The sequence below is a fragment of the Planococcus sp. 1R117A genome, assembly GCF_051417975.1.
Taxonomy (GTDB): domain Bacteria; phylum Bacillota; class Bacilli; order Bacillales_A; family Planococcaceae; genus Planococcus; species Planococcus shenhongbingii.
Window position 1 is genome coordinate 313901 of record NZ_JBPRLO010000005.1, and the last position, 24243, is coordinate 338143.

The window sequence follows — 24243 nt, forward strand, 5'->3', positions numbered from 1 at the left end:
TGATTGTGATTGCAGCTGCCTTTCTTTGTGGCTGTCACGTACAAACAGATGAAGTCAGTGTTCGCAGCGAAAGAATAGGATTTGAGTCTGAACAGCCTGCAGCAGTAGAAGCCAGGCAGCCAGTCCAAGCAGCAAATCCCATCAATTCTGTTAAACGATCCGGAATTTTGCCAGCAACCTTGGAAATCCCGGCTATCAAAGCAAAAGCTGCTGTCCAGCACCTTGGCCTTACAGAAACAGGAGAAATGGCTGTGCCGGACAATGGAGAAGATGTCAGCTGGTTTTCTCACGGTTATCAGCCAGGTCAAAATGGACGTGCAGTCATTGCTGGACATGTGGATCAAGTTGATGGTCCGGCTGTTTTTTGGGATCTTTTCAAATTGCAATCAGGTGATGAAATCGTTTTAAAAGAGGGAGATCAGGAACTAAAGTTTAAGGTGTATAAAATGGAATCAATACCATTGGAAACTGCAGATTTGTCCGCTATTTTCGGTTATCATTCTTCCCCGGAACTTGTGCTGATTACTTGTTCTGGAGATTATGACCACTCAAGGGGAACGCGTGAAGAACGGCTCATTGTTTATGCAAGCTTAATTGAATGAAGAATTGCCAAGAGCTTGGACTTGGCTTTTCAGTTCCAGAGGAATAGAAAACAGGAAAGGCTATAGAAGCCTTTCCTGTTTTTTTGTACAATTCGTTGTTTCAACTCTCATTTTCTTCAAGGTCATGATAAGTTTTTGGATACCCCATGGAAACCCATTCTGAACGGTATGCGGAATCCAGTTCCGATAGTCCGATTTCTGCATGGTCATAAGGTGCATTCGGACTTTCTCTATGATCGACTTCTACACTATTGCGCATGTCATGATCCGGAAATACCCAAAATGTCTTTTTTCGGTTATTATACGTTTTTATTAATACAAAAGCTGTAGCCGCTGCTGCGCCAGCATAGAAAATCTTTTGCAGGCTTTGATCACTCATGGCTATTCCTCCATTCAAAAGATGGTGTTTTTAATGGATTTCCCTCTTCTCTGAAAGTTAATCATTTCTTTCCTGAGGAAGCTGGCAGGAAAAGGAAGGCAATAGCTTTTATAATCTTTTTTGTTTCAGCGTATAGAGAGTTCCTACAATCAGAAATAGCAGTGAAATCAACAGCCATTTATAAAAATGAGGCGGCCGGTAAGTGAGTGAAATTTTATTGAGGCCAATATCAGCCGGAATTGCGATAAATGCATAATTCGCTTCCAGCACATCGACTTTTTTATCATTAACTTCGGCTGTCCAGCCAATTTCATACGGCACTGGCATAGCCAGATATTTTGCTTCCGTTTCATTCGAATACTGGGCTTCCAAGCGGCTGCCATTCCATTTGACTTGCTGATTCGGGTGTTTTTCCATTGCAGCAGCACGCAGCACATCATAAGGCTCTTCAAAAACCTCGAGCTCTGTCAGATTGTAAGTGCCTTTTGGCATTCGGATTCGAATCGACTCATCCGCTGGCACACGGATTGTAATATCGTCTACGAACGTTTTATAAACAGAAATATTCGATTTTCTTGAAGTTTTGTATGAATTCACTGTAAGCGGAAAACGGGCATCCAATGCTTGGTTCTCGAGATGAAACGATACATATAAGTCACTTCCAGACGGCACAGGTTCATTGAGCAGGAGATTGACACCGCCTGTTTCACCAGTCACATTTAAAATGCAGTCTTCAAATAGCGCATTCTCATTTTCAATTGCATAGGATAACTTTTTGGGAGCAGAAGGGAGTGGAGAGGAAATCTCCGTTTCCTTCAAGATGACACCCGTTAACATAGCTTGTTCACGCATTAAAATCGGCTGCTTTTCTAATGCCTCCTCACTGTATACTGCAGAAGCTCCATGTACGAACGGCAAAGGATAGCCGTTTTCGTAAACGGCATAATTATCCGAAGCCAATACCTGTTCAAATCCGGCCGGAACATTAACATCTCCGTGTGGTAAAATGGTGTATTTTCCTTGCAGCAAGCTATGCAGATTCGCCCGTTTCCCGAGAGTCGCATACCGGCTGACGCTTTCCCTTGCCATGTCAATTTCCAAGTCATATAAATAAAAGCGCAGGAGCTGTTCATTTAAAATGCTGGAATAAGCACTTAAACCCCGATAGTTCATCGCAATAGGGGTGTTATTTCGAATTCCCTCCATCCACTCAATACGGTAGACAGGATCAGTTTCCCGTTTCCGGATTTCATCAAGCAAACCAAAGATTTCAGGATCGTTATAATCCGGGCCGGTGATCAACTCCTCAGTCACAAGCTGAGTTTCTCCTCTGATTACCAATAAGACATATTCAGAACCGTTTACAGAAAATAGCAACGTTAGTACAAGAAAGACGGCAGCAACTTTCCCATAAACAGCATCGCGGCTCGCTTGGGCGAACAGCATAAATGTAAAAAGGGCGATTCCCATGACTCCAAGAAATAAAGGAAACTGAACCGTCCTGCCTTGTTCCATTAGCGCTAGCAGAAATTGATAACCGCTTGCCACAATTCCCGTCCCCAATAACAGAAGGACAACGGCTTGGCCAATTCCGGACTTTTTATGCAGAGCCCATACATATGAAAAAAAGAGCAGCAGCGTCACGGCAATGACTACGGCCAGTATTGAGCGCTCAATGCCCAGATTCGGGTCGATCAAGGCGAATAATGCATAACAGAGCAATGCCAGGCCACCGGCTATGGCAATATGCTTTAGCTTTAACCAAGACAGATTACTGAATCCGGCAGCAACTGCACCGCCGGCAGCAAAAGCCATAAAATATTCCCAGCGGTACTGGGGAGCCGAGAAGCCATTGAACATGCTTGCCGCTTTCGGGCTATAGTGAAGCAAAATACAAAACAGGACAAGAAACGCGAAAAAACGGAATTTCTGTTCACGGTAAAGCGGAAACGCAAAGACCAGCAAAACAAAAACGGCCGGCAGTACTATAAAAGCACTGGTAAATAAAATATTGTCGATGAATCCCAACCAGTTGACGTCTTGAGAAAAAGGCGGGCGGTGATTGTTCAAATAAGCATATACGGCTGGTATAAACGACACCGCACTGATGCCGGCACCTATCAAGCCGCTTATCAAAAGTTTGGCTATAGCTGTCTTTTTAGGTGTTTCGCTTTTTTCAAGTGGCAGAAAGAGCCGGAAAAGAATATAAATGCCGATCAGCAGAACGTTGACATAAGCAAAGTAGAAATTATCAATCATCGATATAGCGACAGCGGCCATAAACCAGCCGCCCTTTTTTTCACGAAAAACTTTCTCAGCCCCGAAAATGAGGAGCAGAAGCCACAAATAAGCATCCGCAAAAAACTCCCAATAAGTGGCATGGCGAAAATAAATGTTGGAAAAAGCATAAACACAAGCACCAAGAAAAGCCGGTACGGGACGGAATTTCATATATCGAAAAACAAAGGTGGCAATAAATAAGACAGCAGCGAGCCGAATGATGTTGATGATAACGGCAGCATGTGCCCAAAACAAGATATCCGGTGAACCGATGATTCCTGCTGATTCAAGAAGGAAAACGGCAGCGACGGTTAAGAGAAAGATTATTGAGGTAGAAAAATAATAAGCCAGTTCGCTGTATGTACCGGTACCAAAGCCGAAGAGAGTTGAATAGAAAAATTCTCCGGCTGTATATTGATGATAAAGAAGGTTTTTAAACGGCAGCATTTGCGACAAGCCGTCGTTTGGCCCCGCCATAAAACGGTTGGCGGCTAGTTCACGGAGAAAGATACCATGAGCCGCCGCACTCAACAATAAGCAACAAATACCGAAAAGTATATAAGGAAGAAGTCTGCGCATAAGTCACCCGCTTCGAATTATTATAGGCATCGATTAACGACTTAAGGAAACGAAATATTTAGTTAATTTAATTCATCACAGAAATCGTACCATTTTTGCGATTTGTTTTATACAGGATTATTGATAACAGAAAATTTTTCATCTTTTAAACTTTCGGAAGATCTTTCACAAGTGAAATAAATGAACGGGAAGTATAAGGGATGTAACGGTTTTTAGCTGAAATAATGCCAAGCACCCAAGGAAAAGTATTAGTTAGAGACAGCGTTTTAAAGGGACCGTCTTTGACCCGCTCGCAAATAAGTTTTGGCATCAAAGTGACACCTAAATTCTTTTCAACCATGCCGACTATAAAATCCCATTGCGAACTTTCATAAGCGATTTTTGGAGTAAAGCCTTCACTGATGCAGAATTCGACAGTTCGGCTATTCAGCGTGAATTCCTTACTTAACAGCAAAAAGGAATCATTTTTGCATTCAACTAAATTGATGATGCCCCGATTCGCCAGTGGGTGGGATTCATGGACAAGCAGCTTGATTTCCTCATGTACAAAAGGCACCACATCGAATTTCTCCTCGTCGACAGGCAGCATGACGAAACCCAAATCGACTTCACCGTCGAGCACTTTCTGCTCCACTTTCTTGGCGCCGTCTTCTGCCAGCATAATTGCCACATCGGGATAGGCTTTTTGGAATTCAGCGATTATGGTAGGGAAAAACAGTGTGCTGATCACAGGAGGCAAGCCGATATTAATTTTACCTTTCTTCAAATTCATGACATCGTACAAGGAAGACGTTAAGTCATCAAGGCTATTGACGATTTTTTGTGCTTGTATAAAAACCACTTCTCCTGCATCGGTCAATACGATTTTGCGGGAAGTACGATCAAATAAAGTAACATCCATTTCTTCTTCTAAATTTTTAACCATTTTACTTAAAGTGGGCTGCGTAACATGCAGCGCTAATGCAGCTTTAGTAAAACTTCTATGCCTGGCTACTTCAATAAAGTAGCTTAGTTGGCGAATATCCAATTTCTTCACGGCCTTTCTATAACTTTTAGTTATGGAAACTATAGGTATTATTCATTTTACCTATCAGACAATGAAGTGTACACTAAAAAAATCGTCAGGTCTAAATATTTCGAAAACGCGGTCTTTTTTATTTAAGCTCATCGGAAGCGCTTTCACACTCAAGTTTAGCTCTTTTATTTATCGGGAAGCTGACGGGAATAACTATATACGAAAAAACTTTGCAGCGGAATCGGAGAAAGATGCCTGTTAAAAGCAGAAGCGGAACTGCTGAAAAACGAAGAAGCTGCAATAAAATCAAAGGGGGAAAAAACATGTTAAGTATGATCGGATTAATTGGAGGACTTGCCTTACTTATCTATTTGACGATGAGAGGCATGAACTTGCTGATTGCTGGGCCATTAAGCGCGCTTGTCGTCGCTTTGTTCAGCAGTCTTCCACTGTTCCCGCAGATGGTAGCGGAAGGGGAAGTGAATTTTTTAGGCAATTATATGACCGGGTTTTCCGGATTTATCACTTCTTGGTTCCCGATGTTCCTGCTGGGAGCAATTTTCGGAAAATTGATGGAAGACAGTGGAGCGGCTGACAGTGTATCACGTTGGCTGGTCGGGAAGTTTGGCATTAAGCGGGCGGTACTCGCTATTGTTATCGCGTGTGCGGTGTTGACATACGGCGGCGTAAGTTTATTTGTTGTAGCCTTCTCAGTTTATCCAATGGCCCTTAGCCTTTTCAAGCAAGCGGATCTTCCACGCCGATTCATCCCGGCTGCACTTGCTTTAGGTTCAGTTACATTTACTATGACTTCAGCTGGATCACCGGAAATCCAGAACTGGATTCCAATCGAATTCTTGGGAACTAGCCCATATGCCGGATGGGAAGTCAGCATTGTAGTTGCTGTATTTATGGCGGTATTCGGTTATTGGTGGCTGAAGCGCATGATCAATAAAGCGGTCAATAAAGGAGAACGCTTTGAAACACGCAAAACCGATCCAGTGGTGGAAGAGCGCAATTTGCCAAATCCGATCATGGGGTTGATTCCTTTATTGGTTGTTTTGGTAATTTCTTATATTTTCCATGATTCTTTGAAAACATCAGCATTGATCATTGCACTTCTTGGCGGAGTAATTGCCACTTATTTATTGAACAGAACGCATTTCCATGATCTGGGTAAAGCATTGACTGACGGCACAATCGGTGCATTGATTGCCATCGGAAACACGGCAGCGGTTGTTGGTTTTGGTGGGGTTGCGAAAGCAGCGCCTGCATTTCAGGTAGCAGTTGACGCAATGACGAACATTCCAGGAAGCCCATTGATTGGCGGAGCGATTGCGGTTAGTGTCATCGCTGGCATCACCGGTTCTTCTTCTGGTGGACAGGCCATCGCCTTGCCATTATTGGCACCGCATTATTTGGACATGGGAGTCAATGCAGAAGCACTTCATCGGACGATTGCAATTTCTTCCGGAGCGCTGGATTCACTGCCGCATAATGGTTACGTCGTAACGACAATCCAGGGCATTTGCGGGGAAACCCATAAAGCAGCATACGGCTCGGTAGGGGCTGTAACGGTTATTGTGCCACTACTTGGAACGATTATTGCAATTGTGTTATTTTCAATGGGAATGGGAATTTAATAATTCTGGAGGTCATTTGAATGGTAGAAAATAAAGTGGTGTTTATTACAGGAGCAGCAAGTGGCATTGGGTATGAAATCAGTGCGGATTTTGCTGAAGCCGGTGCCAAAATCGTTTTAACAGATATTAATGAAGAAGCAGTTAAGAAAGCGGCACAAACTTTGAAAGATCAAGGACATGAAGTGATTGGGATCAAAGTGGACGTGACAAATGAAACGGAACTTGCACAGGCAATCAATAAAACCGTTGAGACATTTGGTTCGCTTGATGTTCTGATCAATAACGCAGGGATGCAATTCGTGTCTCCAATTGAAGAATTTCCAACTGAAAAATTTGAGCTCTTGGTGAAAATTATGCTGGTCGCTCCGTTTGTTGCAACAAAGCATGCTTTTCCAATCATGAAAAAGCAAGGCAAAGGCCGCATCATCAATATGGCGTCTATTAACGGCTTAGTAGGTTTTGCTGGAAAAGCAGCCTATAATAGTGCGAAACACGGCGTTATCGGTTTGACGAAAGTAGCAGCTCTTGAAGGGGCGGAGCATGGCATCACAGTAAATGCGATGTGTCCAGGCTATGTTGATACGCCGCTCGTTCGCAACCAGATGGGCGATCTGGCAAAAACACGCAATGTCTCTTTGGACAAAGTGCTGGAAGAAGTCATCTATCCTTTAGTGCCGCAAAAACGGCTCCTGTCTGTACAGGAAATTTCAGACTATACGATGTTTTTAGCAAGCGACAAAGCGTCAGGCATCACGGGACAGGCTGTTGTTTTAGACGGCGGATATACTGCACAATAAAATCAAAACCGTCCGTTGCCACTAAGCAACGGACGGTTTTTTATTACTTTTTCTTAGCCAGCTCTAGTGCAATATCGGCTTTTTTCAAATCATGCTGAATTTGTTCATCGACATCATAGGCATGATACATTTCATTTTTGATCATATACTGAGCGATTTTGTCGTGAGTTTCAATGGCATTGTCCAGCTCACGGCGCAATAATTTTTTAACTTGAGGAGTTGCTGTTTCTGTAATCGCCACAGCAATGTTACGGACAGCGGCTTTTGCCGTTACGAGAAAATCCGTTGCAATTGCTAAATCATCCAACATGGAGCCAGGAATTGCTAAGTTTTCTTTATTGATCGCTTCTTTTTCGGTTGCGTCATTTTTTTTCTGTTCGTCTTGTTTAGCCATAATATCCTTCCTTTCCAATCAATTATTTTGTAGAATCTTCCAGGATTTTACGTAAATCTTTAATTGCTTTTGTAGAAAGGTCCACGTCTTCATCAAGAATTTCTTTTAATTTCTTGTCTTCAACCAAGCCGCTGAATACTTTACTTTTCGCGACACAAGCTGTTTTAAAGATTAATAGTTCATGGACTTCGAGTAATTCGTGTGCAGCAAGTTCTTTTGCCATCAGTAATCCCTCCAATTTCAAGTTTGTAAAGGCAACACTAGTCAGGTTTTACCCGCTCTTCTTTTCTTTATGCATGATTTTTTATTTTTTTACTTAAAAAATATTTATTGATTTTTCTGAGTATTTATTCCTTAACAATAGACACGGGAGACTTTTTCGTGGTTTATTAGAAGGGAATCACTATGAAAAGGAGCTGCATGCATGAAAACGAGTGAAACAACTTTTCCGATTACTGAAGTGCGTGAACAATTTCCAGCATTAAAAAGAACGTATCATGGAAAACCGGTTGCTTATTTTGACGGCCCAGGAGGCTCCCAAGTAGTGAAGACAGCAATTGCAGCGATTGCCGGATATATGGAAAACGGCGGAGCGAATCTGCATGGCGCATTCCCGTCAAGCTGGGAAACGGAAGAAATTATCGCAGAAGCTAAAAAAGCAGTGGGGGATTTCTTAGGGGTTCAAGCAAATGAAGTGGCTTTTGGAGCGAATATGACCACGCTTACGATTGCCATCGCAAATGCACTCGGCAAGCAATTTGAAGCAGGGGACGAGATTGTCGTAACGGAAATGGACCACCGGGCAAATGTGGATCCATGGCTATTGATGGCTAAAGACCGAGGGCTGACAGTCAGATGGATTAAAGTGGATACGGAATCGTTGACGCTTGATTTATCGGATTTAGCAGAAACAATCAACAAAAAAACCAAGTTGGTGGCGATCGGTCTCGCGTCCAATGCCATAGGAACCATTGTAGATCTTCGTCCGGTTGTTGAACGGGCAAAAAGAGTCGGCGCATTGGTGGCAGCGGATGCCGTCCATGCAGCGCCGCATATCCCGATTGACCGCGACCGTCAAGGAATTGATATCCTGTTATGTTCGGCTTATAAGTTTTTCGGGCCACATGTTGGAATAGCGGCAATCAAAGAAGATGTTTTCAAAAATTTGGAGCCATACAAACTGGTCCCGGCACCAAGTTACTATCCGGATAAATTGGAAACCGGGACGCAAAACCATGAAGGCATTGCCGGAATACGTCCAGCAATTGAATTCTTCGCAAGTTTCGGGGAAGGCAATACGCGGAGGGAACGGATTCTTTCTGGGATTGAGAAGATTGAAGGATATGAAAACAGCTTAGCTGCCCGTTTAAGAGAAGGGCTGGCGGCTCTTGAAAATATTACTTTGTTTGAAGCGGATCACAGCGTGCCCAAAACTCCGACAATCGCTTTTCAAGTAGCAGGAATTGCACCGGAAGAAGTGTGCAGAATTATGGCGGAACAGCACAGTATTTTCGTCGCCTCTGGACACTTTTATGCATCGACACTGGCCAATCGTCTGGATATCAATAAAACCGGCGGCTGGATACGGGCCGGCTTAGCGCCGTACAATACATTTGAGGAAGTCGAACGATTTATAAAGGCGGTTTCAGAACTTTAAAATCAAAAAAGCAAAGTTCAGCATTTGGCTGAACTTTGCTTTTCTTATTGTTTAGAAATGGAATTTTTCATTTGCCTTAGAAAGCATCTTGTGTTGAAACCAGTTCCGCTTGTACAATATAGCGGTCTGGAGCATAACCGATAAAATCAAACGGATAGCAGGTAGTCAATGTCAGAACAGACTCGTCTTTTTCCACAATTACGCTGCGGTCTTCAGCATCAGTGATCCACATATCGGTGATTTCGTAAACATAGATTTTGTCTTCGTATTCCAGCAGCACTTGATCTTGTTTTTCCAGTTCGCCAAGTTTTACAAAGACGGTGTCGCGGTGTCCGCTCAACACCGTATGGCCATGGCCGCCTGGGACAGTGGTGAGGTCACTGATATACATGCCTACACCTTTTTTCAATGTTGCAGGATCAGCGCCCCAATAAACCGAATATTTTTGTTCGATTTTTGGAATCACCAACTTCGCTGTTTGTTCACCAAGCTGCCGGTCGATTCCTGAAGTCAATATAGGAGTAGGTTCAGGCCTCGGCTGCGGTTGCGGTTTTTTTTTGACTGGTTCTTCTTTTACTTTTTCAGTTTCACTGCCAGCTGCTGCTTCGACTTTCTTAAAACTTTCAATCTCCGCATCGGTCAGGTTTTGTGCCGAACTTTTCGCTGTGTACCATTCCGACAGACTAAAGAGGCCGATTGCTAAGCCGGCAATTATTAAAATCAGTCCCAACCATTTTTTCATAATAATTCACCTCAAAGGAAAAAGGCAGGATTGGATCTGCCTTTTTGAAATATTAAGTATTAAGCTTGTTGGCTTTTCCAACGGAATAGCAACAACGAACCCAGTCCGGCAATACCTGCGCCAAACAGCATCATAAGTGGGTTGTTGGAAGCCGTATCAGGCAACTCTTCACCTGTTGCAGCTTCTTCTTCAGTTGCAGCATCGTCAGAAGAATCATCTGCTTCTTTGCTTGCAACAAAACTATTGTATTCACTTTGGCTTACTTCACAAGCCAAGCCGTCATTGTCGCGGTCCAGATCATGCGGGTCATTGTCAGCACTAAAGCCATTCGCATACCAGAATTCCATTACTTCCTGATGGGATGAAAAATCCCCACAATCCTTGTCATTTACCGCGGCTTGTGTGTCAAGAGAAGTGCCAGCAACCAGAAGCAAAACCATCGAACTGCCTAATACCGTTTTTTTCAACATATTTTTCTTTCGCCTCCTAGAAATTGTATGTAACAATCTTTAAAATACCCTTTATTTAAAAATTCAAACAATTATTTTCAAATTATTTAAATATTTTCCAATTAAAACTTTCGGAAATAAATGTATTGTCAGCCTTTTTGTTCTTTCCGGTATATATGGTACAATACAAGGACAAGCTTTTCTTACAACGGAAGAGATCATTTCATTTTCCGGAAAGGAAAATGATCAAAGGAGAATGAATTTTTTGAGTCAACAACACAACAATACTTTACCACCGAATTACGACGAATTGAGAAAGGCTGTAAACCGGACAGCAAACTGGAAAGAACGTTTGGCTGCGGTTGAAGAGCTGAGCAAATGGAAGCATAAACAGACAATTGATATCTTGACACACCGCTTGAACAACGATCCCGTTTATAAAGTGCAAGAAGCCGCTTTTGAGGCATTGCAGGATTTTGGGCTTGAGGTGGAAATGCCGGAGCGTAAAAAATTCGATTTGATCAAAGATACTTCAAAAACATTTGTGCGCCTTAAGAAAAGTTTGCCTAAAGACCATACTTTTGAGGATTTCAAAGTGAAATTGCAAAAAACGCGTGTGGATATTTATGATACGTATAAAGGCGATAAAGGCGCTGACTTCGACCAATGGCTCGAAGACCAGTGGAAAGCAATTCCAAGTAAATACTCAAGAAAATAAATGAAAAGCCGTTCCTTCAACTGAAATATTGAAGGAACGGCTTTTTTATTTGTATTGGCTACTATGAAGAGCTGGATCAAATATCAAGAATAATTTGGCCTTTTCCCATCGTTACGGCTTGTCCTCCAATTTTTACTTCTTTTATGGTGCTCCCTTTTTTAACAATAGTGATATCGATATAACTGGGTCTCTCAATTTCAAATCCTTGTTCGCTGCGAATCAAGTAAGTGCCGTCTGTTGTCGCAGGAATCATTCCGTGCTCCACCAGATAAGCTCCTAATGGACCGCTTGCTGCCCCGGTGGCCGGATCCTCCTGTATGCCCATTGCCGGGGCGAACATTCGGCTGTGGACGGTAGACTGTTTTTCTTCGGTTTGCATCGTGAAAACGAAGATATGCTGTGTGTACTGATTTTGGCTAAACTGCCTTTCCCAGATATCAGCGCGAAAATTGATTTCTTTCATGGCATTCAAAGAACGGACAGGAATGAATAAAAAGGGGATACCTGATGAAACGGATTGAATCGGAAAGCGGTTATCCAGATCTTTAGGTGAAAGTGACAGCAAATCAGCAACAAGTCCGGGTTTTTGAAAATGGCTGCCAAAAACAGGGAGCGGCTGTGTCATCTCAACTTTTGTGATTTTCATGCCTTCTTTGTAAACCTTTACAGGGACCTCGCCTATTTGTTCTTCTAAGATCCATTCATTTGTGCCCGCTTCAGTTGGAATGATTCCTTTGCTTGCTAAGACAAAAGCAGCACCTACTGTCGGATGTCCAGCGATCGGCAATTCTACTTTCGGAGTAAAAATCCGCAGGTTTTTATGGTGTTCCGGATTGCGGGGAGAGCGGATGAACACCGTCTCGGAAAGGTTCAGTTCACGGGCGATTTTCTGCATGGTTTCTGCCGAAAGCTCAATTTCATCGTGGAACACTGCCAGCTGATTTCCACCAAAAGGGCGGCTGGTAAAAACATCAATCAATTCATAATTCAAAGTTGTCATAGGTTGCCTCCATTCTGTTTCGTTGTTAACCCGTTTTTATTTCAACAGCCTATCCCACTCCGCCAATACATCACCGATTTTCCGGTCATGGATCACTTGGTCCGCGAATCGGTCGAGCGGCGTTTCTTCCTGGTTGACAATCACGAGCCGTGCGCCATTTTCTTTTGAGATGAGCGGAAATTGATTGGCCGGTGTGACACTGAGCGATGAGCCAAGAACGATGAATAATTCGGCGCGTGCTGCTTCTTCGAACGCTATATTAAACGGTTCCTCCGGCAGCATTTCACCGAACAGCACAACAGAAGGGCGCAAGTATCCGCCGCAAGTTGTGCATTGGTAAATTCCATTTGCATATTCTTCGCTATTGAAAACTTTGCCGCACGAATTGCAGAAAACCGTCTGCAGCGTGCCGTGCAGTTCAGCAACGTGCTCACTGCCTGCTTTTTGATGAAAGCCGTCCACATTTTGCGTGATGATCGATTTGACGAGTCCACGTTTTTCCCATTCGGACAGCAAGTGGTGGCCTTTATGCGGCCCGTATTCTTTTACTCCAATCACTCGTTTTCGGTAAAAATCCATAAACTCTTCTACATTGTTATTCAAAGCTTCAATGCTTGCAACTCTGCTCGGATCTTTTTGCTGCCACATGCCTTGGTTGGCAGAACGGAAGTCAGGCAGACCGCTTTCCGTTGACATGCCTGCACCGGTAAAAATCACAGTATACCTTGAAGAGTTCAACCAATCACTGATCATTGCTCTTGCCTCCTAAAGAAAATTCTGTCAATTCAAGTATATCGAATTTCTGTTGTAATTGTTATTATATTGAATGATTGAAAACAAGCGGTATTGAAGGGATTCCTGAACAAAGCAGCGAATAAAAAGGGAAAGGTATTTTGCATAAGAAATATGAATACTGGAGGGATCAAGATGAAGTATTCAAATTTAGGGCGCTCAGGTTTGCGCATTTCGAACCTTAGTCTTGGAACAATGGCTTTTGGCCGATGGATCGATGAAAAAGCTTCTGCGGAAATTTTAGACCGGGCAATTGATGCCGGCATTAATTTAATCGATACCGCTAACTTTTATGGAAAAGGACAAGATGAAAATTTTAAATACGGGACAGGCGAATCTGAAGATATCATTGGACGCAATTTGAAAGGCAGACGGGATAAAATCGTTTTGGCGACAAAAGTAGGTCTTCCAGTCGGGCAGTATGTCAATGATGCCGGCCTGTCAAGATTTCATATTATGAGAGAAGTGGAAAATTCTTTGAAGCGGCTCAGAACCGATTACATTGATTTATATCAGGTTCATCGATTTGATAGACGGACTCCGTTGGAAGAGACGTTATCGGCGCTGACTGAGTTAGTCAAGCAGGGAAAAGTCCGCTATATTGGCTGCTCGAACTATGCGGCTTGGCAAATGGCAAAAGCGATTGGCTTCAGTGATTTCTATGGGCTCGAACATTTTATCTCGTCTCAATCCCAATACAATCTGCTATCCAGAGAATTGGAACACGAAGTAATTCCTTTTTGCCTTTCTGAAAGAATGGGATTACTGGTATACAGTCCGATGGCACGCGGCATGCTATCTGGCAAGTATGACTCAAAAGAGGGACTGCCGGAAGAAAGCCGGGCCGCAAAAGGAGAGCAATTGATTCAGCATTATTTCACGGATGCAAATTTCGAACGCATTGCTAAATACAAACAGTTGGCAGATGAGCAAGGAGTCAATCTTTCACAGTTTTCGCTGGCATGGATTTTGAATCAACCGGCGGTCACTTCAGCAATTGTAGGAGCCAGCAAGCCGCAGCACGTGACAGAAGCGGTGCATATCAGTGATTGGAAATGGCCGCATGAGTTAAATGAAGCAGTAAAACTGTTATAACAGTTTTAGAAATTTGCGTACAAGAAAAGAGGAAGAACATGAATAATGTATTAGGCGTCGACATTGGCGGGACGAAAATCAGGCTGGCAATTGTCGGACAGGAGGGAACACTGTCATTTGATGAAACTGTGCCGACAAAAATTCCGCTGTATCCTTATCTCGAAAAACAAATTCTGCGGATCATCAAGCATCACCCCGAAGTGAATGCGATTGGCATCGGGACACATGGCTTCGTGGATTCCATTAATGGAAAAGTGATTTATGCCACTGACATTCTGCCGGGATGGACAGGGACCGATTTGAAAAAACAGCTGGAAGCTGCAACAGGAAAAAGAGTTGAAGTAGACAATGACGCAAATTGTGCAGCTCTTGCAGAAGCTAAGATCGGGGCCGCAAGAGGGAACAGCCGCGTTGTTTGTTTGACCCTTGGCACTGGTCTTGGAGGCGGCATTATCTGGGATGGCAAACTGTTAAGCGGGGGACCGCACGGAGGTGCCGCTGAAATTGGGCATATGGTGTTATATCCGAACGGAGTCTTATGCCCTTGCGGCCGGCGCGGCTGTTACGAGCAATACGTTTCAGGAACAGCGCTTAATCGGCGCATTAAAGAAGCAGGCCTCACGATCAGTTCACATGAACTATTTGAAGTTGCGGCGACAGATCCACACGCCATGCAGCTTGTCGAAGAATTTACAGCCGATTTGGCACAAGGCATCAGTTCTCTTCAAGCCATTTTCGATATGGAAGTTGTCGTGATTGGCGGCGGCGTGTCCGAAGCAGCACCTCTGTGGTGGGATCAATTCATGCAGCAGCTCGAACCGCTGCTATTGAATCCACTTTCCGTGAAAGTGGCTGAATTCGGCAATGAAGCAGGGGTCCTAGGTGCGGCATTGCTATTAGAAGGAACAGAACTAAAATAAAGGATGCTGAAGTTTAAATTTTGCTTGGCCCAGCCTAGTATGAAAATCTTTAAGAATTTGCATTAAAGATATAAGGGGGCGCTGTTAGTGAAAAAAACATGGTGGAAAGAAGCAGTTGTTTATCAGATATACCCCCGAAGTTTCAAAGACACAAACGGGGATGGCATCGGTGATTTAAACGGTGTAACAGAAAAGCTGGACTATTTAGTGGAATTGGGCATTGACATTATTTGGATTTGCCCGATGTACAAATCGCCAAATATAGATAATGGATATGATATTAGTGATTATCAAGACATTATGGAAGTTATGGGAACAATGGCGGATTTTGACCGCTTGCTGGCTGAAGTCCATGCTCGCGGCATGAAATTGGTCATTGATCTGGTGCTTAACCATACAAGTGATGAACATCCCTGGTTCATCGAATCCCGTTCATCGAAAGAAAATGGCAAACGCGACTGGTATGTTTGGCGTGATGAACCGACCAATTGGGAAAGTATTTTCAGTGGGCCCGCATGGGCATTTGATGAAAGAACCCGGCAATATTATCTGCACTTGTACGCGCAAAAGCAACCGGATGTAAACTGGGAAAATCCTGAACTCCGGCGAGCGTTATATGATATGACCAATTGGTGGCTGGACAAAGGCATTGACGGTTTCCGCATAGACGCCATCAGCCATATTAAAAAGGATTATACAGATATGCCGAATCCGGAAGACCGCGATTATGTTCCGGCTTGGGAAAAGATGACCGATGTTGAAGGGGTGCTTGATTTTTTAGTGGAATTGCGGGATGAAACATTCGCCAAATACGACGTAATGACAGTCGGAGAAGCAAATGGAGTAACCACCGATGAACTGGAAGAGTGGATTGGTGAAGAGCGCGGCGTAATGAATATGCTGTTTCAATTCGAAACCTGGTATTTAAGGAAGCTGGATGAACCATGCGGTGTCAATATAGATGCGCTCAGAGACGTGTTGACCCGCTGGCAGGAAGCGGCTGAAGGGATAGCATGGAATGCGCTTTATGTCGAAAATCATGATCGGTCCCGCATTGTGTCAACTTGGGGAGATGACCATGTCTATTGGCGTGAAAGTGCGACTTCGATCGCTTTTATGTATTTTTTCATGCAAGGAACGCCTTTTATCTATCAAGGCCAGGAAATCGGGATGACCAATGCCCCTTTCAATGACATCATATTATACGATGATGTGAAGACCTTGAACTTATACCGTTATAAAAAAGCGGAAGGCATGGACCATGATGCCATTATGGAAATGATTAAAATGAGCAGTAGAGACCACTCGCGTACACCGATGCAATGGCATGGCAGCAGCTATGCCGGCTTTTCGAGCGCACAGCCTTGGCTCAACTTGAACCCCAATTATACATGGCTGAACGTGGAAGCACAGCTCCCCGATCCTTTATCTGTCTTAAACATTTATAAGCGCATGATCGCTTTACGGAAAGAAAATGAAGTTCTGATTTATGGGACTTATAAACTGTTTGAAACTCCATATTCCTGCGTTTACGCGTACACTAGAGAAGATGAAACAGCAAAAATGCTTGTAGTATCCAATCACAAAGATGATCCTCTTAAGTGGACGGCGCCAGATGGAGCGACATTGCTGCTCGACAATTATGGTTCGGAAGATGCCAATAAACTGCGGCCATTTGAAGCCCGGTTGTATCAACTAAGAAAATAAGTTGAAAATCTGCTGTGCCGATTTGAAGCCATTCTGTTTAAATTAGGCTGGCTGCGGCTTTATTTGTGCCGGTGCAGTGGTAACTGAATGAAGTGTTTTTTAAAACCTTTCAGCCCATAAGCCGAAAGGTTTTTTAATATAATAGAAAGAGAAAGTTCATTGAAAGGATGGGGAATTGATGTATCGAAAGCAACAATATGTTTTCCAAGACGGCATACCAGTGTTGGCCACTGTCAGAAACTATCAAGAAAAGGATTTTGAAGGCTTGATTGCAGTGCAGCGGGAAAGTTTTCCACCTCCTTTCCCAGAAGACTTATGGTGGACAGAGAAGCAACTGGAAAGCCATTTGAAAAATTTTCCGGAAGGTGCACTATGCATAGAAGTAAACGGGGAAATCGTTGGTTCAGTGACTAGCTTAATAGTGGATTTCGATCCGCTTCATCCTCGCCATACTTGGGAGGATATTACCGACAATGGCTCAATCGGCAATCACCAACCGGACGGGAATACATTATACATTGCTGATATATGTGTTAAACCATCCTATCGCAAGCTGGATTTGGGCAAACTGCTCATGCAATCGATGTACGAACATGTTGTCCAGTTTAAATTGGATCGCTTGCTTGGAGGGGGGCGGCTTCCGGGATATCATCGCTATGCGAACGAATGGGCACCAGAGCAATATGTGCAGCAGATAATCAGCGGTCAAATAAAAGATCCAGTCATCACTTTTTTGCTTCGTTGCGGCCGTACGCCGGTATGCTTAGTGCCTGGATATCTGGAAGATGCGGAATCGCATAATTTTGGCTTATTAATGGAATGGAAAAACCCTTTTTGTAGTTGAAAATCTTTTCCAGCTCATAAAAGGAGCGGTCTCTGCGTATTGCAGAAACCGCTCCTTTTATGAATTCAAATCAAGCCGGAATGCTTTGACCACAATGCCATCGTCCAGTGGTTCAAAGTCGAGGGCAGGGATGCGTCTGAACCCTAAGTTTTCATACAGCCGCATAGCATTTTCCATGAAATTTGCCGTATGCAAACCGACAAAGGTGGAACCGTCTTTTTTGGCTTGCTTAATGCAATGCTGCACCAAAGCTTTTCCGATTCCGTTGCCTCTATAGCTAGCGTCTACGGCAAGCATGCGGATCTCGGGGTATTCCAAAGTTTGTGAATCCCATTCATAAGCTTTTGTCTTTGAAGGGAATAAAACGACACTCCCTGCAATATCTCCATTTATTTCAGAAACATATATTTCAGCGCCTGAGTCTTTTACATTCTCTGACGACAACGTGCCTTTTAAGACGTTCCAATGGCCTTCCGGAATTGCATGTTTATAAGGAGCGTACGAGGCAAGCCGCTGCTTTTTAATCATATCGTATTCATTGTCATGCGCTTTTCTGATTAACAAATGATCATCTCCTATTTAATTCAGTATTCATAAAAGCCTTGAATTAAAAGTATTTTCGGTAAGTATAACATTTTTAACGAATATTTTCTGGCTATCGGATTTCTTTTCCCTTGCTAGCAACAAAAATAATAATGAAAGTTATATCAAAAATGTAAATGCTTACATGTGAAAGTTTTTTGACAAATATCAATTTTTAGTCCAAAAAATTTTTTAATTCATTGAATTGCGTAAATATTGCTCTATAATGAGTTAAAAGAAAGGATAGATGCCTTATGAAAAAAGATTTGCGTATTAACAGTAAAGTGTTTGAAGGGTCCATGAAAGCACCGAACCGAGCGATGCTTCGGGCAGTGGGGTTTTCTGATGATGATTTTACAAAACCACAGATTGGTGTAGCAAGTACATGGAGCGAAGTCACTCCTTGCAATATACATATTCATGATTTGGCAGTAAGTGCGAAAAAAGGCGCAGCAGAAGCTGGCGGAAAGCCGATGATTTTTAACACAATTACTGTTTCAGACGGAATTTCGATGGGGACAGAAGGAATGAAATACTCACTTTCCAGCCGAGACGTAATTGCAGATTCAATTGAAACAGTTGTAGGGGCGGAAAGCCTTGATGGACTCGTAGCAATCGGCGGCTGCGACAAAAACATTCCAGGCTGCTTGATTGCCATCGCCAATTCAGAAGTGCCGGCTGTATTTGTTTATGGAGGTACGATTGCTCCGGGAAGAAACAACGGACAGGATATCGATATTGTGTCAGTATTTGAAGGGGTAGGCCAGCATAACGCCGGAACAATCGACGATGGCGCTCTTCGCAAAATCGAATGTGCAGCTTGTCCAGGAGCTGGTTCTTGCGGCGGAATGTACACGGCAAATACGATGGCATCTGCGGCTGAAGCGATGGGCATGAGCTTGCCGGGCAGTTCATCCAACCCGGCTGAAACAGAAGCAAAACTGGCGGATTGTGAAGAAGCGGGAGCAGCTGTATACAATCTTCTTGAACAAGGCATTTATCCGAAAGATATTATGACCAAAGAAGCATTTGAAAATGCGATCACAGTCGTGATGGCGCTTGGCGGCTCCACTAATGCCATTCTGCATTTGCTGGCGATTGCCCATGCAGCTGAAGTCGATTTGACGATCGACGACTTTGACCGGATTCAAAAAACAGTGCCGCATATCGCTGATTTAAAGCCGAGCGGTAAATACGTCATGCAGGACTTGCACCGTGTAGGTGGCGTGCAAGCGGTGATGAAAATGCTTTTTGAAGCGGGATACATCCACGGTGATTGCATGACGGTCACGGGTAAAACAGTGGCAGAAAACTTGAAAGATGCACCTGGTTTGCTGGAAGGGCAGCAAGTAATCATGCCGCTCGATAATCCGAAGCGAAAAGACGGTCCGCTGATCGTTTTGAAAGGGAATCTGTCGCCACGTGGAGCAGTCGCGAAAATGTCCGGCGTAAAAGTGAAGCGCCATTCTGGCCCTGCACGCGTTTTTGACAATGAACCGGAAGCGACTGCAGCAGTTATGGCGGATCAAATCAACGACGGCGATGTTTTGATCATTCGTTACGTAGGACCGAAAGGCGGGCCGGGAATGCCGGAAATGCTGTCGATTTCGGGAATTCTTGTTGGTAAAGGAATGGACGAAAAAGTGGCGTTGCTGACAGATGGCCGTTTCTCTGGCGGAACTCACGGACTGGTCGTCGGGCATATTGCACCGGAAGCGCAAGTCGGCGGACCGATTGCTTTGCTGAAAGAAGGCGACATCGTAACCATCGATTCAGAAACACAGGAAATTACGGTGGACGTGTCAGACGCTGAACTGGAAGAACGCCGCAAGGCATGGATTGCTCCTCCTTTGCATAAAAAAGGCGTCCTTGGCAAATATGCGCACAATGTAACTTGCTCTTCTAAAGGAGCCGTTACCGATTATTTAAACCGAGAAGAAACCACCGCATCAGCAGCAGTAAAAAATTAAATAAGAACAATTGGAAAAGGGATGCCCCCGAGTTGGGGGCATCCCTTTGATTTTGCAAGGTAACATTCACTTATTTTTGACTCAATTTTTCATCCCGTTTAATCGGGGGAATCATTTCCATTGAAAAGTATTTCTTTCAGTGCCGCGGTCATAGTTCCACTGGGTGCTTTCTAACTTAAGCAACGTAAACCCTACCTTCTTTTACGTCCTTGCGATCCTTAAATCGCGCCAGTGTGAATAAGTATTCTCAAAAACATTAATTGTAGAATGCCAGATTATCAAAATATATCAGTTACCTCGTTGTTAACTGGAACAGTATCTCATGTTTTCAGGGATTGGTCAATCTATTTGTTTGGACGTTTTTTAATTTAATGAAATTTGCCTATTAGGGTATAATAAAAAAAACAATGTTAGTGGAAGAAGGAGATTCATATGCAGAAAAGTTATTCAGATGACAGTTTAGCCTTACATACCGATTTGTACCAAATCAATATGTCCGAATCTTACTGGGCAGACGGAATGCATGAACGAAAAGCCGTATTTGAACTTTTTTTCCGGAAGCTGCCGTTTGGCAACGGCTATGCCATATTCGCCGGATTGGAACGGGTATTGGATTACTTAAGAGATTTCCGTTTTACTGAAAGTGATCTTGCCTATCTTCAAGAAGAAGTCGGATTTAAAGAGGACTTTATCGAATATTTGCGGACAGTCCGTTTTACAGGCAATGTGTATTCCGTTCTTGAAGGAGAACTGGTTTTTCAGAATGAGCCGCTGCTGCGGATTGAAGCACCGTTAGTTGAAGCGCAATTGATCGAAACGGCGCTTTTGAACATTGTTAATTACCAAACTTTAATCGCGACTAAAGCAAGCCGGATTAAACAAATTGTTAAAGAACAACGGGTCATGGAATTCGGCACCAGGCGGGCACAGGAAATGGATGCAGCTATTTGGGGCACGCGCGCCGCATTTATCGGAGGGTTGGAAGCAACTAGCAATGTACGGGCAGGGAAACGGTTCGGCCTTCCTGTTGCTGGGACTCATGCCCACTCGATGGTCCAGGCTTATAAAGATGAATATGAAGCATTTCATTCGTATGCGAAACGCCATAAGGATTGTGTGTTTTTAGTGGATACTTACGATACGCTGAAATCGGGTGTGCCGACTGCTATCCGGGTAGCGCAAGAATTAGGCGATAAAATCAATTTCCAAGGCATTCGGCTGGATAGCGGTGATATTGCGTTCTTGTCGAAAGAAGCAAGAAAAATGCTGGATGAAGCAGGCTTCCCGGAAGCGGAAATTGTTGTTTCGAACGATCTGGATGAATACACCATTCTAAACTTAAAAGCACAAGGAGCTAGAGTGGATTCATGGGGAATCGGGACTAAACTGATTACAGCATATGATCAGCCGGCACTTGGTGCAGTTTATAAAATTGTAGCCATCGAAAATGAACACGGCGAAATGGAAGATACCATTAAAATTTCCGGAAATGCGGAAAAAGTTACAACTCCTGGCATGAAAAACGTTTACCGGATTATAGATAGGGAAAATGGGAAGTCAGAGGGTGATTATATTACATTGCAAGATGAGAACCCGGCTGAAGAAGATCACTTGAAGATGTTCCATCCTGTCCATACCTACGTTTCAAAATTTGTTTCCAATTTTGATGCAGTGGATATCCATCATCAAGTCATCAAAGATGGAGAAATCATATATGAAAACCCATCTGTACAAGAAATGCAGCAATTTGCGGCAAGGAATTTGGAGTTGCTTTGGGATGAATACAAGCGTTCATTGAATCCGGAAGAATATCCTGTAGATTTAAGCCAAAAATGCTGGGACAATAAAATGCGCAATATCCAAGAAGTGAAAGATATGATCCAACAGCTTACTGGGAAATAAGGAGGAGTATTGATGACAGAGTTGCAAAAGAAAATCATTGAAGAACTTAAGGTTCAACCTTCCATAAATCCAAAAGAAGAAATTAGCCGTACTGTTTCATTTTTAAAAGAGTATTTGGCTCATCACTCCTTTTTAAAAGGGTACGTACTAGGAATTTCCGGAGGACAAGATTCTACTTTAGTCGGGAAGTTGGCACAAATGGCAGTCGATGAACTTAATGGCGAAGCCGGTGAAGAAAAATACAGCTTCTATGCTGTCCGGCTGCCTTACGGGGAACAGTTCGATGAGCATGATGCACAAGATGCCGTCGATTTTATCAATCCGACTAAAGTTTATACAGTCAATATCAAAGAAGCAGTAGATGCCAGCAAACGAGCGCTTGATGCAGTGGGCATTGAATTGACGGACTTCGCTAAAGGAAATGAAAAAGCTCGTGAACGGATGAAAGTGCAGTTTTCAATAGCGGCTATGCACAATGCAGTCGTCTTAGGGACGGACCACGCCGCTGAAGCGATTACCGGTTTCTTTACCAAGTTCGGAGATGGCGCGGCAGATGTTACGCCGCTGTTCCGCTTAAACAAGCGGCAAGGTCGCGCAATATTGAAAGAGCTAGGGGCGCCGGAGCATTTGTATATGAAAATACCGACAGCGGATTTAGAAGAAGATAAACCGGCAATTCCAGACGAAGTAGCATTGGGATTGACGTATGACATGATAGATGACTATTTGGAAGGCAAGAAAATTCCAGCAGATGCGCAGGAAAAGCTGGAAGACTATTATTTGCGCTCTCAGCATAAACGGCATTTGCCCGTCACTATATTTGATGATTTTTGGAAATAACCGAGACTAACAGAGCTTAGCATGCTAAGCTCTGTTTTTTCTTACGGAAAAAGTCCTTCGAAAAGTAATGGACAGTTGAGAAATTTACTTAAATTCGTTATGCTTATGATAAGATTTCGACAATTTGAAAAATTTCATCATATATACTGGGGGAATCAGGATGAGCGCGAAAGACCGATTAAATATCGTTATAGATAATATAGAAAAAGTAATTATAGGCAAACGGCACATTGCAGAATTGAGTATAGTAGCCATGTTATCGCAAGGGCATGTTTTGCTTGAAGATGTGCCGGGAGTTGGGAAAACGATGCTGGTAAGGGCGCTTGCAAAATCGATAGGCGCCGATTTTAAGAGAATTCAATTCACCCCTGATTTGCTTCCGTCTGATGTCATAGGCGTTTCTATTTACAATCCGAAAGATATGGAATTTCATTTTAGACCCGGACCGATTATGGGCAATATTGTATTGGCCGATGAAATAAACCGGACTTCCCCTAAAACGCAATCCTCCCTATTAGAAGCAATGGAAGAAGCTTCCGTTACAATTGATGGCGTCACGATGCACATCCCTAAACCTTTTTTTGTTATGGCAACCCAAAACCCGATTGAATACGAAGGAACGTATCCATTGCCGGAAGCGCAGCTGGATCGATTCCTTTTGAAAATAAAAATTGGCTATCCAACTTCCCGGGAAGAGATGGAAGTTTTGAACCGTTCCCAAATTTCTGCCCCGATTGATGAACTTCAGCCAGTGATGTCACTTGAAGAATTACTGAAACTTCAGGAAGAAGTAAAATTGATTAGAGTAGATGAGACAATCCGAAGCTATATTGTAGATCTGGCCAGGCAGACTCGGATTGACCCTTACGTCTATCTGGGGGTAAGTCCGCGGGGATCCATCGCTCTTATGAAAGCATCCCAGGCTTACGCCATGTTGAAAGGAAGGGATTTTGTCACGCCGGACGATGTGCAGCATTTAGCGAAATTTGTCTTCGGCCACCGGATTATGCTCCGTTCTGAAGCCCGGTATGACGGAGTTACTGCTGAAGAAATTACAGACAGAATTATGGCCAAGACCAGGGTGCCGGTTCAGAGGCTTGTAGGCCAATGAATAAAGCGTTAGAATTCTTTAATCTGTGGGGGAGGCTGCTTTTTGTATTTGGCATCCTCTTGTTAACATTTTCGTTTGCTATGTTTCAAGGCGGGTTTGTAAGCTGGTTTATTTTTTATATGGCGTTGCCCTTTGCACTTTATTCAATATTACTTACTTTTTATCCCTTGCAGGATATTGAACTTTCCCGTGAAATTCATACAGCACAGGTGCGGAAAGGGGGCA

The 24243-nt window shown here is 43.4% G+C and carries 23 protein-coding genes; 13 read left to right on the forward strand and 10 right to left on the reverse strand.

Features of this window, described 5'->3' with window-relative positions; translation table 11 throughout:
* The first annotated feature begins 5 nt into the window (after positions 1-5).
* The gene (locus tag ACSFXN_RS16180; protein WP_437151167.1) at positions 6-602 is read left to right on the forward strand and encodes a class F sortase; all 597 of its coding nucleotides are present in this window, start codon (positions 6-8) and stop codon (positions 600-602) included.
* 100 nt (positions 603-702) lie between these two features.
* Here ACSFXN_RS16180 and ACSFXN_RS16185 read toward each other — a convergent pair whose 3' ends face one another.
* The 3 genes from ACSFXN_RS16185 to ACSFXN_RS16195 all read right to left on the reverse strand — a co-directional run bounded on the left by ACSFXN_RS16185 (position 703) and on the right by ACSFXN_RS16195 (position 4867).
* Positions 703-981 carry a hypothetical protein gene (locus tag ACSFXN_RS16185; protein ID WP_437151126.1) on the reverse strand — a complete coding sequence of 93 codons (279 nt, stop codon included), beginning with the start codon at positions 979-981 and terminating at the stop codon, positions 703-705.
* 108 nt (positions 982-1089) lie between these two features.
* Positions 1090-3840, reverse strand: a complete 2751-nt coding sequence (locus ACSFXN_RS16190) for a YfhO family protein (protein ID WP_437151127.1) — start codon at positions 3838-3840, stop codon at positions 1090-1092.
* Between the two features lie 145 nt (positions 3841-3985).
* A complete protein-coding gene (locus tag ACSFXN_RS16195) occupies positions 3986-4867 on the reverse strand; it encodes a LysR family transcriptional regulator (RefSeq protein ID WP_301857021.1) in 882 nt (293 codons plus the stop codon).
* Positions 4868-5178: 311 nt separating this feature from the next.
* Here ACSFXN_RS16195 and ACSFXN_RS16200 point away from each other — a divergent pair, with 311 nt between their 5' ends.
* On the forward strand, positions 5179-6498 hold the full coding sequence (locus ACSFXN_RS16200) for a GntP family permease (RefSeq protein ID WP_437151129.1): 1320 nt from the start codon (positions 5179-5181) through the stop codon (positions 6496-6498).
* 20 nt (positions 6499-6518) lie between these two features.
* Positions 6519-7295 (forward strand): 3-hydroxybutyrate dehydrogenase, encoded by a 777-nt coding sequence (locus tag ACSFXN_RS16205; protein ID WP_301857023.1) that lies wholly within the window; start codon positions 6519-6521, stop codon positions 7293-7295.
* A gap of 43 nt (positions 7296-7338) precedes the next feature.
* On the opposite strand, the gene ACSFXN_RS16210 is transcribed toward ACSFXN_RS16205, so the two are convergent.
* Both ACSFXN_RS16210 and ACSFXN_RS16215 read right to left on the reverse strand, forming a co-directional pair.
* Positions 7339-7605, reverse strand: coding sequence for a spore coat protein (locus ACSFXN_RS16210; protein ID WP_437151168.1), 267 nt, complete (start codon positions 7603-7605; stop codon positions 7339-7341).
* A gap of 106 nt (positions 7606-7711) precedes the next feature.
* Positions 7712-7912 carry a spore coat protein gene (locus ACSFXN_RS16215; RefSeq protein ID WP_437151131.1) on the reverse strand — a complete coding sequence of 67 codons (201 nt, stop codon included), beginning with the start codon at positions 7910-7912 and terminating at the stop codon, positions 7712-7714.
* A 201-nt stretch (positions 7913-8113) separates the two neighbouring features.
* Here ACSFXN_RS16215 and ACSFXN_RS16220 point away from each other — a divergent pair, with 201 nt between their 5' ends.
* The gene (locus ACSFXN_RS16220) at positions 8114-9346 is read left to right on the forward strand and encodes a cysteine desulfurase-like protein (protein ID WP_437151132.1); all 1233 of its coding nucleotides are present in this window, start codon (positions 8114-8116) and stop codon (positions 9344-9346) included.
* A gap of 76 nt (positions 9347-9422) precedes the next feature.
* On the opposite strand, the gene ACSFXN_RS16225 is transcribed toward ACSFXN_RS16220, so the two are convergent.
* Both ACSFXN_RS16225 and ACSFXN_RS16230 read right to left on the reverse strand, forming a co-directional pair.
* Entirely contained in the window at positions 9423-10094 is a 672-nt protein-coding gene (locus ACSFXN_RS16225; RefSeq protein ID WP_437151169.1) for a class D sortase, read from the reverse strand.
* A gap of 53 nt (positions 10095-10147) precedes the next feature.
* Complete coding sequence (locus ACSFXN_RS16230; RefSeq protein ID WP_437151133.1) at positions 10148-10558, reverse strand: excalibur calcium-binding domain-containing protein; 411 nt, start codon at positions 10556-10558, stop codon at positions 10148-10150.
* A 235-nt stretch (positions 10559-10793) separates the two neighbouring features.
* Between ACSFXN_RS16230 and ACSFXN_RS16235 the strand changes: the two genes are divergently transcribed.
* Positions 10794-11255 carry a HEAT repeat domain-containing protein gene (locus tag ACSFXN_RS16235; RefSeq protein ID WP_300991798.1) on the forward strand — a complete coding sequence of 154 codons (462 nt, stop codon included), beginning with the start codon at positions 10794-10796 and terminating at the stop codon, positions 11253-11255.
* 76 nt (positions 11256-11331) lie between these two features.
* Here the strand turns inward: ACSFXN_RS16235 and ACSFXN_RS16240 are convergent, their stop codons facing one another.
* Together ACSFXN_RS16240 and ACSFXN_RS16245 are read right to left on the reverse strand one after the other, a co-directional pair.
* A complete protein-coding gene (locus ACSFXN_RS16240; RefSeq protein WP_437151135.1) occupies positions 11332-12255 on the reverse strand; it encodes a PhzF family phenazine biosynthesis protein in 924 nt (307 codons plus the stop codon).
* A 36-nt stretch (positions 12256-12291) separates the two neighbouring features.
* Positions 12292-13008, reverse strand: coding sequence for an NAD-dependent deacylase (locus tag ACSFXN_RS16245; RefSeq protein ID WP_437151136.1), 717 nt, complete (start codon positions 13006-13008; stop codon positions 12292-12294).
* A 174-nt stretch (positions 13009-13182) separates the two neighbouring features.
* Between ACSFXN_RS16245 and ACSFXN_RS16250 the strand changes: the two genes are divergently transcribed.
* The 4 genes from ACSFXN_RS16250 (at position 13183) to ACSFXN_RS16265 (ending at position 17613) form a co-directional block, all read left to right on the forward strand.
* Positions 13183-14142, forward strand: coding sequence for an aldo/keto reductase (locus ACSFXN_RS16250; protein WP_437151138.1), 960 nt, complete (start codon positions 13183-13185; stop codon positions 14140-14142).
* Between the two features lie 38 nt (positions 14143-14180).
* A complete protein-coding gene (locus ACSFXN_RS16255) occupies positions 14181-15062 on the forward strand; it encodes an ROK family protein (protein ID WP_437151139.1) in 882 nt (293 codons plus the stop codon).
* An 87-nt stretch (positions 15063-15149) separates the two neighbouring features.
* The gene (locus ACSFXN_RS16260) at positions 15150-16769 is read left to right on the forward strand and encodes an alpha-glucosidase (RefSeq protein WP_437151141.1); all 1620 of its coding nucleotides are present in this window, start codon (positions 15150-15152) and stop codon (positions 16767-16769) included.
* Positions 16770-16947: 178 nt separating this feature from the next.
* Entirely contained in the window at positions 16948-17613 is a 666-nt protein-coding gene (locus ACSFXN_RS16265) for a GNAT family N-acetyltransferase (RefSeq protein ID WP_437151143.1), read from the forward strand.
* Positions 17614-17670: 57 nt separating this feature from the next.
* Here the strand turns inward: ACSFXN_RS16265 and ACSFXN_RS16270 are convergent, their stop codons facing one another.
* Complete coding sequence (locus tag ACSFXN_RS16270; protein WP_437151144.1) at positions 17671-18177, reverse strand: GNAT family N-acetyltransferase; 507 nt, start codon at positions 18175-18177, stop codon at positions 17671-17673.
* A gap of 272 nt (positions 18178-18449) precedes the next feature.
* Here ACSFXN_RS16270 and ilvD point away from each other — a divergent pair, with 272 nt between their 5' ends.
* From ilvD to ACSFXN_RS16290, 4 genes are all read left to right on the forward strand, one after another.
* Complete coding sequence (ilvD, locus tag ACSFXN_RS16275; RefSeq protein WP_437151145.1) at positions 18450-20165, forward strand: dihydroxy-acid dehydratase; 1716 nt, start codon at positions 18450-18452, stop codon at positions 20163-20165.
* 432 nt (positions 20166-20597) lie between these two features.
* The gene (locus ACSFXN_RS16280) at positions 20598-22067 is read left to right on the forward strand and encodes a nicotinate phosphoribosyltransferase (RefSeq protein ID WP_437151147.1); all 1470 of its coding nucleotides are present in this window, start codon (positions 20598-20600) and stop codon (positions 22065-22067) included.
* Between the two features lie 12 nt (positions 22068-22079).
* Complete coding sequence (gene nadE, locus ACSFXN_RS16285) at positions 22080-22907, forward strand: ammonia-dependent NAD(+) synthetase (RefSeq protein WP_437151148.1); 828 nt, start codon at positions 22080-22082, stop codon at positions 22905-22907.
* A 160-nt stretch (positions 22908-23067) separates the two neighbouring features.
* Positions 23068-24018 carry an AAA family ATPase gene (locus tag ACSFXN_RS16290; protein ID WP_300991810.1) on the forward strand — a complete coding sequence of 317 codons (951 nt, stop codon included), beginning with the start codon at positions 23068-23070 and terminating at the stop codon, positions 24016-24018.
* Positions 24019-24243 lie beyond the last annotated feature (225 nt).